The 15,511-nt window shown below is 59.3% G+C and carries 13 protein-coding genes; 5 read left to right on the plus strand and 8 right to left on the minus strand.

The window, feature by feature from the left end; all coding sequences use genetic code 11:
- Nucleotides 1–18: 18 nt before the first annotated feature.
- The gene (gene dnaE / locus ADA16_RS02605) at nucleotides 19–3,576 is read right to left on the minus strand and encodes a DNA polymerase III subunit alpha (protein WP_048758912.1); all 3,558 of its coding nucleotides are present in this window, start codon (nucleotides 3,574–3,576) and stop codon (nucleotides 19–21) included.
- A gap of 258 nt (nucleotides 3,577–3,834) precedes the next feature.
- On the opposite strand from dnaE, the gene ADA16_RS11215 reads away from it, so the two are divergent.
- The 3 genes from ADA16_RS11215 (at nucleotide 3,835) to ADA16_RS02615 (ending at nucleotide 6,810) form a co-directional block, all read left to right on the plus strand.
- On the plus strand, nucleotides 3,835–3,999 hold the full coding sequence (locus tag ADA16_RS11215) for a hypothetical protein (RefSeq protein ID WP_162837141.1): 165 nt from the start codon (nucleotides 3,835–3,837) through the stop codon (nucleotides 3,997–3,999).
- 97 nt (nucleotides 4,000–4,096) lie between these two features.
- Nucleotides 4,097–5,386 (plus strand): alanine racemase, encoded by a 1,290-nt coding sequence (locus ADA16_RS02610; RefSeq protein WP_048758914.1) that lies wholly within the window; start codon nucleotides 4,097–4,099, stop codon nucleotides 5,384–5,386.
- A complete protein-coding gene (locus tag ADA16_RS02615; protein ID WP_048758916.1) occupies nucleotides 5,383–6,810 on the plus strand; it encodes a D-arabinono-1,4-lactone oxidase in 1,428 nt (475 codons plus the stop codon). The genes ADA16_RS02610 and ADA16_RS02615 overlap by 4 nt, the downstream gene beginning before the upstream one ends.
- Here the strand turns inward: ADA16_RS02615 and rarD are convergent.
- From rarD to lspA, 4 genes are all read right to left on the minus strand, one after another.
- Nucleotides 6,807–7,775 carry an EamA family transporter RarD gene (gene rarD, locus ADA16_RS02620; protein WP_048758918.1) on the minus strand — a complete coding sequence of 323 codons (969 nt, stop codon included), beginning with the start codon at nucleotides 7,773–7,775 and terminating at the stop codon, nucleotides 6,807–6,809. The genes ADA16_RS02615 and rarD overlap by 4 nt on opposite strands.
- A gap of 51 nt (nucleotides 7,776–7,826) precedes the next feature.
- Nucleotides 7,827–8,552 carry a hypothetical protein gene (locus ADA16_RS02625; protein ID WP_048758920.1) on the minus strand — a complete coding sequence of 242 codons (726 nt, stop codon included), beginning with the start codon at nucleotides 8,550–8,552 and terminating at the stop codon, nucleotides 7,827–7,829.
- Nucleotides 8,549–9,460, minus strand: coding sequence for an RluA family pseudouridine synthase (locus tag ADA16_RS02630; RefSeq protein WP_040361184.1), 912 nt, complete (start codon nucleotides 9,458–9,460; stop codon nucleotides 8,549–8,551). The genes ADA16_RS02625 and ADA16_RS02630 overlap by 4 nt, the downstream gene beginning before the upstream one ends.
- Nucleotides 9,461–9,528: 68 nt before the next feature.
- On the minus strand, nucleotides 9,529–10,098 hold the full coding sequence (gene lspA, locus ADA16_RS02635) for a signal peptidase II (protein ID WP_048758921.1): 570 nt from the start codon (nucleotides 10,096–10,098) through the stop codon (nucleotides 9,529–9,531).
- 90 nt (nucleotides 10,099–10,188) lie between these two features.
- Between lspA and ADA16_RS02640 the strand changes: the two genes are divergently transcribed.
- Complete coding sequence (locus ADA16_RS02640) at nucleotides 10,189–11,217, plus strand: hypothetical protein (protein WP_239659314.1); 1,029 nt, start codon at nucleotides 10,189–10,191, stop codon at nucleotides 11,215–11,217.
- Nucleotides 11,218–11,387: 170 nt separating this feature from the next.
- Here the strand turns inward: ADA16_RS02640 and ADA16_RS02645 are convergent, their stop codons facing one another.
- Nucleotides 11,388–12,182, minus strand: a complete 795-nt coding sequence (locus tag ADA16_RS02645; RefSeq protein WP_048758925.1) for a hypothetical protein — start codon at nucleotides 12,180–12,182, stop codon at nucleotides 11,388–11,390.
- Nucleotides 12,183–12,273: 91 nt separating this feature from the next.
- Between ADA16_RS02645 and ADA16_RS02650 the strand changes: the two genes are divergently transcribed.
- Nucleotides 12,274–13,260 carry an asparaginase gene (locus ADA16_RS02650; RefSeq protein WP_048758927.1) on the plus strand — a complete coding sequence of 329 codons (987 nt, stop codon included), beginning with the start codon at nucleotides 12,274–12,276 and terminating at the stop codon, nucleotides 13,258–13,260.
- Between the two features lies 1 nt (nucleotide 13,261).
- On the opposite strand, the gene ADA16_RS02655 is transcribed toward ADA16_RS02650, so the two are convergent.
- Complete coding sequence (locus ADA16_RS02655; protein WP_082150635.1) at nucleotides 13,262–13,924, minus strand: DapH/DapD/GlmU-related protein; 663 nt, start codon at nucleotides 13,922–13,924, stop codon at nucleotides 13,262–13,264.
- Between the two features lie 109 nt (nucleotides 13,925–14,033).
- Nucleotides 14,034–15,500, minus strand: coding sequence for a DNA polymerase IV (locus ADA16_RS02660; protein WP_048758929.1), 1,467 nt, complete (start codon nucleotides 15,498–15,500; stop codon nucleotides 14,034–14,036).
- Nucleotides 15,501–15,511 lie beyond the last annotated feature (11 nt).

Consider the following 15,511-nt stretch of genomic DNA (forward strand, 5'->3'; position numbering starts at 1 on the left):
AATCAGGGTCGCGATACGCTACCCCAAAATGCTGGCACCGATTGTTGCCTTCAAATCACCAATCAAGCTGGCATCACGGTCGACCCGCAAGTGCTCACCAAGAACCAAGGTGACATCAGAATCGCCGTCGACAAGCTTGAGGTAAACGTCCGAGTCGCCGGGGTTGTCCAGCAGTACGGACTTCAGCTTGGCAATCATCTCCGGAGTGCACTGATCAGTACGCATGGTCAGACGCAGTGGCGCCGACGTGGAGCCATTGCGGCCAAGATCCGGCAGCTTCAAGTCATCGCAGACCACACTCATGCGGTCATCGCGGTACTGAACGCGAGCACGAACAAGCACGATGGCGTCCTCAGCAATGCTGGTGGCAATCATTGCGTAGGTTCTCGCTAAAGCCATGATTTCCACGCGCGCGCCGTTGTGGTCCTCAATGCCGATAATCGCCCAGGGTTGACCGTTTTTATTCACACGACGGTCAACGCTGGAGACAATGCCACCGATAGTGATCTCGGTATTGTTAGCAACTTCTCCACTAACCACGGTGGTCAGCGCCGTATCAGTTTGCGCTGCCAGCGATTCCTCAAATCCGTCGAGCGGATGCCCAGAGACATAGAGGCCCAACATTTCTCGTTCCAAGGTGAGCTCGTGCTTACGCTCCCAGTTTTCATCGGGCACGCGGATCTCGAAGATGCTCTCCGAACCGGTGTCCTCATCCCCACCGAAGCCAGCGAACAGGTCGAACTGTCCCTTATCTGCAGCCTTCTTCGTCGACAGCACCGAGTCAATGGCTTCTTCGTGAATGAGCGCAAGCCCTTTTCGTGGGTGCCCGAGCGAGTCAAAAGCACCGGCCTTAATCAGCGATTCAGTGATGCGCTTGTTACATGGCAGCGTCTCAATCTTGTCCAAGTAATCCGAGAACGACGTGAACTTGCCCTTTTCCTCGCGCGTCTTCACAATCGACGCGACCACATCGTGGCCGACGTTGCGGATAGCGCCGAGGCCGAAGCGAATATCCTCACCGACCGGCTCGAAATCCATACCCGATTCATTGACATCCGGCGGCAACACCTTGATGCCCAGATGGCGACAGTCAGACAGGTAGATGGCCAGCTTATTCTTGTCATCTGCTACCGAGGTCAACAGCGCCGCCATGTACTCAGCGGTGTAGTTGGCCTTCAGATACGCGGTCCAGTAGGACACCAGGCCGTAGCCCGCCGCGTGGGACTTGTTAAACGCGTACGAGGCGAAGGGCAGAATAATGTCCCACAGTTTTTGGACCGCATCCTTGGAGAAACCATTTTCCAGCATGCCGCCTTCGAAGTTCACGAACTCCTTGGCCAGCACCTCGGGCTTCTTCTTACCCATGGCCTTACGGAAACCATCTGCTTGACCCGCCGTGTAGTTCGCCAGCTTCTGCGAGATCTTCATGATCTGCTCCTGGTACACAATCAGGCCGTGCGTTTCTTCCAGGATTTCCTTCAGCTGTTCGTCCAGCTCCGGGTGGATGGCGTTGTAGGGCTTGCGACCATTCTTAATATCCGCGTAGTCAAAGTGCGCGTTCACGCCCATCGGGCCCGGACGGTATAGCGCCAGCGATGCGACAATGTCCTCGAAGCCCGTCGGTTGCATACGCTTGAGCAGCTCACGCATGCCGCCACCATCAAGCTGGAACACACCGAGGGTGTCACCGCGCGACAGCAGCTCGTAGACCTTTGGGTCATCGGTCTCAAGCTCATCAAGCATAATTGTCTCGTCCCGGTTGGACTTGATGTGCTCAATACAGTCACCGATAACCGTTAGGTTTCGAAGACCCAAGAAGTCCATCTTCAACAGACCAATGGCTTCACATGCCGGGTAGTCCCAGCCGGTGATAATCGCACCGTCAGCCTGTCGTTTCCACATCGGGATGTGATCCAAGAGTGGCACCGACGCCATCACCACGGCACAGGCGTGCACGCCGGTCTGCCTGACGACGCCCTCGAGACCACGAGCCGTCTCGTAAATTCGGGCCACATCCGGGTCGGCCTCAATAAGCTGCCGAACTTCGGCGGCCTCGCCGTAACGTGGGTGCTCCGGGTCGACGATACCGCTCAGCGGGATATCCTTAGCCATAATCGCAGGTGGCAGCGCCTTAGTAATGCGATCTGCAATCTGGTAGCCCGGCTGGCCGAACTGTACACGCGCCGAATCCTTCAGGGCCTGCTTAGTCTTCACCGTACCGAAGGTGACTACCTGCGCGACCTTGTCCTCGCCCCAGCGGTCGGCCGCATAGCGAATCATTTCATCGCGACGGCGGTCGTCGAAGTCGATATCGATATCCGGTGCGGACGGACGTTCTGGGTTCAGGAATCGCTCGAAGAGCAAACCGTGTTCAATCGGGTCAATATTCGTAATCCACGTCGCATACGCGACCAGGGAACCGGCAGCGGAACCACGCCCCGGACCGACCTTGATGCCCACCTCGCGGGCATGACGAATCAGCTCCGCCACGATGAGGAAGTACGACGGGTATCCCTTACCGTCAATGACCTCAATCTCATACTCCGCGCGCCGGATGTACTCCTCCGGCACCTCGCGCCCCTCAAAGCGCTTGCGCAGCCCCTCCATCACGTTGTGATGGAGCCACGTCGTCGGTGTCTCCCCCTCCGGCACGTCGGCCTTCGGCATGCGGTCGTGCGGATGCTCTTCCCACAGCTCGTCGTAGTCCTCGACGCGCTCAGCGATGAGCAGTGTGTTATCGCAGGCACCCGGGACTAGATGGTCCCAGGTAGCGCGCATTTCTTCAGCGGACTTAATGAAGTAGCCGTCACCGTCGAACTTAAAACGGTCCGGGTCATTGAGCGTCTTACCCGTCTGCACACAGAGCATGGCCTCGTGCGCTTTAGCTTGGTCACGGGTGACATAGTGGCAGTCATTAGTAACCAGCGGCGGCAGGTTCAGCTTCCGCCCAATCTCCAGCAGCTCACTACGCACACGAGTCTCAATATCCAGCCCGTGATCCATCAGCTCAAGGAAGTAATTTTCCTTACCGTAGATATCCTGCCACATACCGGCGGCCTGCAGAGCTTCGTCGAACTGCCCCAGACGCAGACGCGTCTGCACATCACCCGACGGACAACCAGTGGTCGCGATAATGCCTTCGGCGCGTTCCGCCACCAACTCGGCATCCATACGCGGGTACTTACTAATTTGCCCCTCATACGATGCCATCGACGACAGGTAGAACAGGTTCCGCAAACCCTGTGCATTCGCAGCCAACATGGTCTGATGCAAGTAGGAACCGCGCCCCGAGACGTCATCGCGACGCTGATGCGGTTCACCCCACTGAATGCGCTTCTTATTAAAACGGCTCTCCGGCGCCATATAGGCCTCAATACCGATAATGGGCTTGACGCCCTTGGACTTCATCTGCCGATAGAAAGCATTTGAGCCAAACATATTGCCGTGGTCGGTGACACCGACTGCAGGCATTCCCTGTCGCGCAACCTCGTCGGCAAGCAAATCGATCTTCGCCATGCCGTCAAGCATCGAGTACTCGGTGTGATTGTGGAGGTGCACGAAGGAGGAGTTAGCCATGAGTCCAGATTGTAGACAATCCCCCGGACTGAACACGATTCCTTCGAACACTCCTGGCCAAATAGGTTTTATCCAGCGCAGCTCTTATATCAGGACAGTTATAGCTAAAGACGTGTGCAACATCACCCCGCCACTTCCTTTACTTTCCAAAACCAGTCGACAATACTCAACACCACAGTTCGTGAGGAAGTCCTCATGTTTTCTCTCGACCGCTAGCCCTTCTGTTAACTCCGAGCAAAGATTCGAAGGAGCAACACCATGTTCGCACCACTTTCTGACGGCAACTTCACCTACTTCCCCAAGCACGAGCTCGACGAGGTTCTCGCGACTATCGACCGCCGCCCCGTCGCCGCTGGATACCTCATCGATGGCGATGTCATCACCTCCGATATGGACGCCGCCCGTTACAGCTGGCTGGTCTAGCTAATAACCCGACCTAACGCACTCTGCCGGTGAAAAATTCTGGTTTTCTTTTCTAAACCAAAGACAGTGACAGTGGACAATGATTACGTTTTAGGGCATGAAACTTTCTCGAGCTTCTGCCCCGGAGTCCTCGGGCACATCCCGCCCGGCTCCGACATCGACGTCTCACCTTCCCGAGGCGCTGCCGGTACAGACGTCCCAGACAGCCCGCCCGCCACTAGCTACCGACACGCTGCTTAACTGCACTTCCCTTCCCGCAGTCGTCGTCGACCTCGAGGCAGTCGAATCCAATGCCCGCGACATGCTCCGCCGTGCAAACGGTACGCCTATTCGCGTGGCCTCGAAGTCCATCCGCATTCCGCAGCTCATCTCACACGTCCTGGCCTTCCCCGGTTTCCAGGGCGTGCTCGCATATTCGCTGGCAGAAGCACTGTATCTATTCCGAGAAGGCATCAGCGACGACATCGTCGTCGCGTATCCAACGCTTGACGCCCGCGCTATCTCAGCGCTTGCCGACGATGATGCAGCGCGCGCTGCCATCTGCGTCATGGTTGACCGTCCCGAGCATCTTCAGGCGCTGGCGTCGTCGGCAAGCGAGAATGCACCGATTCGAGTGTGCATGGACGTCGACACGTCGTTTCGCCCCCTGCCCGGCGTGCACATTGGCACGCTGCGCTCCAACCTGTTCTCACCGAAGCAGGCAGCGGCGTTTGCCAGGCGGATTGTTACCCAGCCAGAACTGCAGCTAGCGGGAATCATGATGTACGAGGGGCACATCGCCGGAGTGGGCGATGCCGGAAACTCTCCGCGTGCGCGGGCGATTCGCCTCATGCAAGCCGTGTCCAGGAAGGAGCTGGCGAAGCGTCGTGCCAAGGTCGTCGCTGCCGTCGAAAAGGTGGCGGGGCCGCTGGAGTTTGTCAATGGCGGTGGCACGGGATCGCTGGAGTCAACCTGCGCCGAAGCTGCAGTAACCGAGGCAGCGGCGGGGTCAGGATTCCTGGCACCAACCCTGTTCGATAACTATCGCGCGTTCAATCTACGCCCGGCGTCCTGGTTTGTGTTGCCGACGACGCGGCGTCCGAAGAAGGGCGTGGTCACGGTGTCCGGCGGTGGGAGGATTGCCTCTGGTCCGGCGGGAGCTGACCGTCTGCCAACCCCCTGGTACCCCACTGGTCTGCGCTACGCGGCGGAGGAAGGCCCCGGTGAGGTGCAGACTCCGCTGTTAGGCAAGGCTGCCAATGCAATTTCGCTGGGGGACCCCGTGTGGTTCCGACACGCCAAAGCCGGCGAAATAGCCGAGCACACACAAGAAGTCATCGCCGTTCGTGGCGGCGACATCATCGCCCACTGGCCCACGTACCGAGGAAAGGGATTGATCTTCACATGAGCAATTCACACAACAACGCCCGCTTCACCGTCTCTACGGTTGAATCCCGCGTACCACGTGTACGTAGGCGCGCGCAGGCGAAAGCTGCTGCCAACTCGCGGTGGAACAATTGGGCTCACACTCAGTCGTGCACCCCGTCCTATATGCATCAGCCGCACGATGACGAGGGCGTCATCTCGGTAATTAAGGCAGCGAAGACCGAGGGCACTACGGTGCGTCCGCTGGGAGCCGGTCATTCCTTTACGTCCGTGGCCACCACCGATGGGCATCGCATTCAACTCGACCGCTGCGCTGGCCTGGTCGAACTGGACGCGGCCAACCAAACCGCCACTCTGCGTGCCGGCACTCGCCTGCGCGACACTCCAGGTATTCTGCGCCCGCTCGGATGGGCGCTTCCCAACCAGGGCGACGTCGATCCACAGTCGCTGGCCGGCGCAATCTCCACCGGTACGCACGGCACCGGCCTTGGATTCACTGGCTTCGCGGGCACCGTGAAGGGATTCAAGATTGTCACCGCGGATGGCGTCGTCAGGCACTGCTACCCCGGCGCAGAGGGAATCGACGGCGAACTCTACCGCCTCGGACGACTGGGACTGGGTGTCTTTGGCGTGCTCACGGAGATCACGATGTCCGTCGTACCGGCGTTTGATTTGCATGCCGACGAGCACCGCGAAGAGTTTGATTCCCTGCGCAAGAGTTTCCCTGAGCGTTGCAAAGAAGCTGACCACCTGGAGTTTTTCTGGTTCCCGGGACAGCGCGAGACGCTGGTCAAACACAATACTCGCATCGAACCGCAGCGCCACCGCCGCCCGAGCCGCAACAGCCTAAAGCAACGCCTGGGCAGCGCGCGCACTTATCTCAATGACGAAGTCGTCAACAACATGGGACTTTTGGCGTGCTGCGAAATTGCCAAGGCCATTCCCGCCACGACGAATACGATCAACCGCATTGCCACCAACACCGTGCCAGAGCGTCGCTACTCCAATGAGGCGCACAAGGTCTTTGTCTCGCCGCGCCGAGTGCGTTTTTCCGAGATGGAGTACTCCGTCCCGCTCGAAGCCGCTTCCGATGTCCTCGGGGAGATTCGCGACGCAATTGCCCGCAAGAGAATGAAGATCTCCTTCCCCATCGAGGTACGCTCCGCCAAGGCCGATGATGTCGCTCTGTCCACGGCGTACGGTCGCGACAGCGCCTACATCGCTATCCACCGCTACTGGAAGGAAAATTACCGGGAGTACTTCAACCTCATTGAGCCGATCTTCAAGGCTCACGAGGGGCGCCCTCACTGGGGCAAATTGCACACGCTCCGCGCGGAGGATTTTTCGCAGCGCTACCCGCTGTTTGGCGAGGTCCAGGCGCTACGCGAAAAGGTCGACCCGCAGGGAATCTTCCTCAACGAGCACCTACGTGACCTTTTCTGCTAGTTATCTCCAGGCTTTACGACGTCCCGGGCAACCGCCCCATCCGTCTCGTCGGCGGCATCGTCGGGAACCGTGGCCGGTTCAATGCCAGCCTTGCGGAGTTCCCGGCGTACCCGACGCTGACGGCGCATCTTCAGGATGAGGTCGCAGATGAACAGCGCGACGGCACCCCAGATGATGAAGAAGCCAATCCAGCGCTCCGGTTCGAGCTCCTCACCGAGCACGGTAACAGCCAAAGTAATCTGGAGAACCGGCGTGATGTACTGCATCAGGCCCAAGGTGGCCAGTGGCAGGCGCTTGGCACCTTCGCCGAAGAGCAGCAGCGGGATGGCGGTAGCAACACCGGCGCTCATCATAAGCAGCGTGTGGCCGGTTCCTTCGGAGGTAAAGGTGCTCTGCCCGTTGGAGCTCAACCAGAGGATGTAGGCCAGCGCGATCGGTGTGATTACAGCGGACTCGGCAGTCAGCGAAGCTGCGGAGGAAAGCGATACCCGCTTCTTCATCAAGCCGTAAAAACCGAAACTGAACGCCAGCGCCAGCGCACCCAACGGCGGGTGTCCCACACCGATAGTGAGAACAATGACCGCAATGGTGGCCAGGATCACGCTGCCGAGCTGCAACCGCGAGATGCTCTCGCGGAAGAAAATCATCGCCAACAATACGCTGACCAGTGGGTTGATGAAGTACCCCAGGGCGGCCTCCGCCACTTGCCCATTGTTGACAAGGTAGACGTACACACCCCAGTTAACCGAGATCAACAGTGCCGCAATAAAAATGGTGCCCCATGTCTTGGCACTAGCGGCCTTCAGCTCTGGCCATGCGCGCATGAAGCTGAGGGCGATAACCATAAAGACAAGGGTCCAGACGAATCGGTGCGCCAAAATCTCCACGGCTCCCGCTGGCTCCAGCAGCGGAAAGTAGAGCGGAAACAGCGCCCACAAAAGGTACGCACCGAATGCCTGAATCACTGTTGACTTACTCCTTTTCGTTCTCGTTGAGGCTGGCTTGGCTCTGGCCTCTTAGTTCTGGCTCAGCCCCGGGGCAAAAAGCGGCTCTTTATCCGTGAAACCAGAACTCAGTACCGGTCGAATACCAAAACGACCACGCGCCGCATCTGACGGTAGGGCCTCAACTGCTTTAACATCCGGCATTTTCTTAACATCCATCAATGCCTCAGCGTCACCATAGACCAGTAAGCCGTTGAAGCCGAGCCGTTCGTCGTCAATCGCGACGTCTGCGTAGGCAGCCGCTAACTCCAGCTGATCTTGCAGCAGCTTTTCTTCACTCACCGTTTTACTCGGCTGCGCCAAATGCCGTGTACTCACGCCACCGATAATCGCAGTCGATACTCGCAGCGAGGGCTCTTTTTCATATACCTGTGCCGCTTCTTGCGCGTCGAGCAGCCGGTCAAAAGTCACCATCGCCCAAAACCTCGGGTCCTCCACGACTGGTTGGCCATGCTTTAGCCGGTAGTCCTCCTTCTTCATCTGCTCAAGGGACTCGTCGGCACGCTCTACGTACTCCTCGACCGCTTCCCATGGCTCCGGGCCGAGCGCATCGCCGTTGATATTCTGCGGCTTGCTCACGCGATCAGATGTCGAAGCGACCGCCAAGATAATCACCAAAACAACAACGCAGAAACCTGAGATTAGTGCCACAGCTGGCGAAATACTGCCGTCACCAGTGCTTTTCGCACGAGGTTCACGGCGCTGTGGATTCTTAGATCCCGATGAAGTCTGCGTCATGCGCCCTGCCTCAAAACTTCCAATGCGTGGTTCAAATCATCTGGGTATGGACATTCGATTTCCATCCAGCGACCATCTGCCGGATGGTGGAAGCCAAGCGAGACGGCGTGAAGCCACTGGCGGTTGAGCCCTAGCCGCTTGGCCAATGCTGGATCCGAACCGTACATGGGATCGCCACAACACGGATGATTCAGCGCAGAGAAGTGCACGCGAATCTGATGCGTGCGTCCAGTCTCCAGGTTCACCTTCAACAGCGTTGCTGGGGCGAAGGCCTCAAGCGTTTCGTAATGTGTCACCGCGTGCTTGCCATCCTGCCGGACTGCAAAGCGCCAGCCCGCGGAAGGGTGACGGCCAATCGGTGCATCAATTGTCCCCGACAGCGGATCCGGATGCCCTTGTACCAGGGCGTGGTAGGTCTTCGACACCTCGCGGTTTTTGAACGCCCGCTTGAGCACGGAGTAGCCCCGCTCGGAGCAGGCAACAACCATCACGCCAGAGGTACCAACGTCCAGGCGGTGAACGATGCCTTTTCGCTCCGGAGGACCGGAGGTGGAAATACGAAAACCAGCAGCCGCCAGCCCACCGATAACCGTTGGTCCTTCCCAACCGACCGACGGATGCGCAGCCACGCCAACAGGCTTGTGCACAGCCACCAAATCGGAGTCGTGGTAGAGCACATCCATGCCCTCGACGAGTTCCTCCTTGGGAACCAATGGCTTCTCCACCGGCGGCAACAGCACGGAGAGGAAAGCATTTTCTTCCAGGCGGTCAGACTTACCAACACTCACGCCATCGACCGTGATGTCCCCAGCTGCTGCCAGGTCAGCCACCGCTGTACGCGAGAGCCCCAGCAACTTAGCCACACCGGCATCTACTCGCATACCGGCCAAGCCCGGTGGGACGGGCATCTGCCGAGTTTCTCGGTCTGGTTGTTGTGCTCCCCCGAGTGCTGCATCGCCATTGACTGCATTGCCGCTCACTGCTGTCCTCCCTCCGCCGACTGCTTCTGATGCTTCTGAGCAGATTTCTTCTCTGCTGCAATCTGATCAGCGAAGAGATCCGGCTCCTTGGAAAAAATCATCCAGATAACGAGGATAATAACGCCCACAGTAATCGCGGAGTCCGCGATATTAAATACAGCAAAACCCTTCACCGACAGGAAATCGACGACATGGCCGACATAAAAGCCAGGTTCCCGAAACACCCTGTCAATGAGGTTGCCCAGCGCACCACCGGCGATGAGCCCTGCAGCAGTCGCCGATACCGGACTGCGCAGCCAATTCGAAAAATACATCACAGCCAGGATGTAAACCAGCTGCAACGTGGTAAAAACCCAGGTGGCGTTCGTACCAAAGGAGAAGGCCGCACCGGGGTTAAAAACGAGCCGCAACTCGAAGAGATCGCCGATCACCTGCACCGCAGGACGGCCATCGAGAGTGTTCAAAGCGATGATCTTGGTCAGCTGGTCGACAATCGCAACTGACACAATGACCGCCGCGAGAATCCCCCGCCGCGGGAAATATGTCCTCGTTTCCTTCTTAGTCACTGTCCCATAATGACCTAACAAACCCATATTCAGCCAACTGACACCGCCCGGGTGGTTCCTATCCACCACGAAACCGGTACGCTAACCGGTGTGACTCGACGTTTCCAATCTCAGTTTGTTCCGGCCCCTTCCGCTTTACGACGTACAGGAGACACGACCTCCTCGTGGTTCCGTCGACCTGGCCTCAGCGACCGAGCTGGTCACACCAAGCGTGGCCTGCTGGCGAGGCTCGGCACCGCAGTTGTTGCCGCTACCACTGTGGTATCCCTGGCCGCGTGCTCGTCGAAAAGCGCGGTGGAAACGCAGCCCGTGGATATCGCTAGCCCCAAGATCGAATTGACCAGTGCTGGTAGCGGTGAGCTGGCGAGCGTGCGTTGGAAGGACGACGGCGCTGAGCAGGAGTCGACCGTGGCGGTCACACAGGGCTTCGCACAGCGCGGCGGTAACGCCGACAGCGACCAGACTTTCCCTGACACCCGCCTGGAAATCCCCCTGACCAGTACTGTTACCAGCGATAACGATACTCGCGTGATTACCTCAGAGGTGGGTGAACCCCACGGCTCCAACGATGAGCTGAACGCGGATATCGCCACCGCACAGGGTTTCATCTCTGACTGGTCGACAACGGTCACAGGCGAGGTCAAGGAACTTAGGTTGGGGGCGCCGGAGAAGGCGACCGATACCGCTCGCGCTGGTGTGGAGATGGCTCTGCAGCAATTGCATTCCGTACCGATTATCTTCCCCACCGAGGACATCGGAACCGATGCAACCTGGACGGTGGAAAGCGAGGTCGAAGGTCAGACCAAGATGACGCAGAAGGTGACCTATACCTTGCTGAGCCGTGCGGGCGACATTGTTAATTTGAAAGTCGATGTCAAGCAGGTGCCTACCGTTACTGAACTGGACACCGGCGGCGAGGGTGCATTGAAGGTTGTCGAGGCCACGACTGACATGCTGGCCGACCGCGTGACCATCGACCTGACCAAGCCCCTACCGGTGAAGGGCAACATCGACTTTGTGACCGCCGTGACCTACGGCGATGGCAACTCCGATGTGCGCATCACTCAGCAGACCCATCGCGGGCTGGAGTTTAAGGACGACAGCGGGTCGAAGAAGTAGATCGCGAAGAACATCTGGGGTCCTCGCAAGGTTAGAAGATAAGAAACTGACCTAGTTTATAGCACTTTTCTGCCCAAAATATGGGCGGAACTGCCATGAACTAGGTCACTTTCTATTGTGTAGCCAGTGCACCCGACCGGACTAGGCCGTAACACCTGGTCCGACGGCACCTAAGCCGCTGGTGGTGGCGGAGGCGGCGCGTCCTCGGCCGGAGCCGGCGGCGGCGGTGGTGGCGGCGGTGGCGGAGCCTCTTCAGCCGGTGGTTCAGGCGCGGGAGGCGGCGGCGGGACCTCCTCAGCCGGTGGTTCAGGAGGCGGAGCCGGTGCAGGTTCCTCAACCGGGGCCGGCACTTCCTCAGCCGGGGCCGGCGCTTCCTCAACAGGCGCTTCTTCCTCCGGCGGCGGAGGCGGCGGAGGAGTCTTGCCCGGCGCGAGGCAGAACCCAGGCTTGTGCTCCGGATCAAGTGTCGATGCCAGGTTGCAGGCCCATTCCTTGCTCAGCATCCAACGGCCATCCCGGTGGATAAAGTCCACCTGCTCCACGAGCATCGGATCTTCCTCCGGACGGAGGATATTGACACCGGCTACGGCCTGCTTAGTAGTGAATCCCGGCGTGACCGGGTCAATGACATCAAAGCTGATTTCCTGCTCATTGGCACTGTGGGTGACAATGTCGAAGAAATCTCCGGCGGCATCGCCGTCCTCGATCGTCAGAGCCTTTTCCTCGATAGGCAGATCGGGGTCAATCAGGCGTGCGAGAACGTCGTTAAGCTCCGCGCGCGTCGGCAGCATGATGACGGGTTCCGCCGAACTGGATGGCTTCGACTCGCTCGTCGGCGCTGCAGTATTGCCACCGCCGCAGGCAGCGAGCCCAAGCGCGCTGACGGAGACCATCGTCGCTACTGTCACACCACGCGCTGTGCGCCAGCGAATGCCGCTAACGCGCTGGTTGCAGGGGACTTTCATATGTGCACTACTCCAATAGAATCTGCGTGAAGATTCGCTGGCTTCACGCCTCCTATAATCCTACACAAGGCCAAAACATCGCCTGGGTAAGATGGTGGACATGTCGACTCAGGATCACTCCCCATCTAGCTCGGCCTCTGCTAGCACGGCCTCCCCTCGCCGAATCGTTGTCATCACCACCGGCGGCACCATCGCCTGCACCACTGATCGCAATGGTGCGCTGACTCCGACCATCTCGGGCGCGGAGCTCGTCGCAGCGGTCGCGCAGCGTTACCCCGAGGGCATGTTGGAGCTAGAGGTGCGTGAGCTCGGCATGTTGGACTCGTCGAGTCTCACACTCAACGATGTCGATCGTATTCTCGCCACTATTCACGAAGTGCTTGACGACGACTCCGTGGACGGTGTCGTCGTAACTCATGGCACGGACACGATGGAAGAAACGGCCATGGCTGCCGATGTTTTCCATGCTGACTCGCGTCCAGTTGTCTTTACTGGGGCACAGCTTCCCTATGATCACCCGGAAACCGACGGTCCTGGCAACCTTTTTGAGGCCGTGACCATTGCCTCCGATGCCTCTGCACAGGGAATTGGCGTTCTCATTGTCTTTGGCCACGCGGTCTTGCCGGTGCGAGGTGCGACAAAGTGGCACACGACCGATCCTTTGGCTTTTGCCACTAATGCCCCGGAGGAGCCGGTTCGTCCAGATCCGCTGCCTTTGACGGCTTTAGCGGACTCGAAGGTAGAGATTATCCCTGCATACTTGGGTGCAGATGGATCACTGCTGGATTCGGCAGTCGCTGCCGGTGCACGCGGCATTGTCGTAGAAGGCCTGGGGGCTGGCAATGTCTCCGATGAGTTTGCCGCTGCCATTGACCGAGCCATTGCCGCTGATGTGACCGTCGTGATGGCAACGCGCGTCCCGCGTGGTGATGTCCACGCAGCCTACGGCGGTGCCGGTGGCGGTGCGACGCTGGCGCGACACGGTGTGATTAACGCTGGTTGCGTGCATGCACCGCAGGCGCGCATCATTCTCGCCGCTGCGCTGGCCGCGAATGTGCATCCGCAGACGCTGTTCTAAATCACCCCTCGATGATGCGGATGATTTTCGCCGGGTTGCCTGCCACGACTACGCCCTCGGGAACGTCCTTAGTCACCACGGCACCTGCGGCGACCACGGAATTGTCGCCGACGTGCACACCGCCCAGGATGATGGCGCCGCCACCAATCCAGGCATTGCGACCGATGATGATTTCATCTCCAGACTCCAGGTAAGCTGCGCGGGCCTCAGCTCCCAGTGGGTGTACTGGTGGAAGCAGCTGCACGTTGGGTCCGAGCTGCGCATAGTCACAGATTGTCACCTTCACCACGTCGAGTGCGGTGAGCCCAAAGTTAATGAAAACGTTGTCACCTATGTGGATATTGTCGCCGTAGTCCAGGTAGACCGGCGGGCGAACGGTGCTGTTCTCTCCGAAAGACCCCAGTGCCGGTGCCAGCACTTGCTGCGCCGCCTGCTGGTCCTTGTGAAATGCGACCTCAAATTCAGCTGTGACCTGGCCAATTCGCACGTTCAGAGCCTGTGATTCCGGATGGTCAGCGATATACCACTGACCATTCAGCATGCGCTGGCGGTTGTCCAGGCCGTCATCTGGAAGAGTGGTCGACGGATTCGGATCTCGATTGGTGTTGCGCAGCGAGGCGCGGCGAACTGCCTCGAGCTCTGCAATGCGGGATTCGATAGTCATAGTGCCCCAGTCTACGGGCAGCGTAAAAACAGGGTGCCCCGAACGACACCGGGGGGGGCAGGCAACCGCATCGGTCAACCGTGCCGGACAATCGTATCAAGTAGCTACATCAAGCATCCGCGTCGGGGCCAACCTCGTCTTCGCTTTCACGCTCAGGCTGCGGCAGGTCAAGAGCTGCTTCTTCGTCGGAAGCCAGCCACTCTGGCCAGTCCAAACTGCACACCGCTGAGCACGGACGCAGTTCCGGGTCGTCCTCCTTCAGAGTGATCATGCGCCCTGGGCCGCTGGTGCGGCTTTCAAAGCGGACGGTCACAATCCCGTGCCCAGATCCCTGCACCCAACCATGACCATGCTCACTGTGGTGCACATCCGATGTAGGTGCCCACTTGGAGTCGGAAAGCCTCAAGGTCGGCAGCGCGCCGGTTCCAGATAGTTCGACCAGGCCGGCGGGAGCGTCGGAAAGCGTTGGTGCCGGCACTCGATCTTCGACGGTGATAGTGCGGTCGAGCTCGGGAAACAAAACTTCTTGCATGTGCGAATCCAGCCCGGAGAAACCAACGCCGACCAGGCGCACCGGACCGACCTCCGCGGGAGTGAACGCGATGCGGTGAGCGACAGCCATGAGGGTGTCGAAATCCTGTGTGGCATAGGCGAGCGTCTCAGAACGGGTATGAATGCTCAGGTCGGACAGACGCACCTTGCAAGTGATGGTGCGCGCACCTCGGCCATCTTTTTCGAGCCGTCGAAAAGCGGACTCACCTGCGCGATCGATGGCGGTGTGGAGCTGGGCCTGCGACTCCAAATCCTCGGGATAGGTGTACTCCGCCGATACAGACTTGGCGACATCGCGCTCCTTGACCGGCCGATTGTCTCTCCCCTGCGCCAGCTGCCACAGCATCACACCGGTCTTGGACGTCAGCGAAACCTCGACATCACGCTGGGACATGGCGGCGAAATCTCCGATTGTCTCCACGCCCATCGTGTGCAGCTTCGCAGCGGTGACAGGGCCAATGCCCCAGAGCTTCTCCACCGGCAACGGGTGCAACAGTTCGTGATTACGTGCGGGGTCCAGCACATACACGCCGTCGGGTTTCGCCAGGCCGGACGCAATTTTCGCGTACTGCTTGCCCGCACCCGCGCCTATCGACGAGGCCAAACCGGTCTCCCGCCGAATATCTGCCCGCAGTTGCTCCGCCCAGGCTATGACCTGCTCCTTCGAGGCGCCTTGCAGCTCTTCGGGTTCCATGAAGGCCTCGTCGACGCTGAGCTGCTCCACCACGGGCACGCGCTCGCGAATCACAGAGAACACTCGGCGCGACACCGGCCCGTAGATGCCCTTGCGCGCACTGACCGTCACTGCGGTCGGCGGCATGAGTCGGCGCGCGCGAGCCATCGGCATGGCTGAGTGGGCGCCGTATGCGCGGGCTTCATAGGAGGCGCCAGCGACGACGCCTCGTCCGCCCAGTCCGCCGACGAGAACTGGGCGCCCGCGCAGAGTCGGACGGGTGAGCTGCTCGACGGACGCGAAAAACGCGTCCATGTCGATGTGCAGAACCCACCGCCCGGATGTCGGCATAGAGATTACTC

Source organism: Corynebacterium vitaeruminis, assembly GCF_001054325.1.
Taxonomy (GTDB): Bacteria; Actinomycetota; Actinomycetes; order Mycobacteriales; family Mycobacteriaceae; genus Corynebacterium; species Corynebacterium vitaeruminis_A.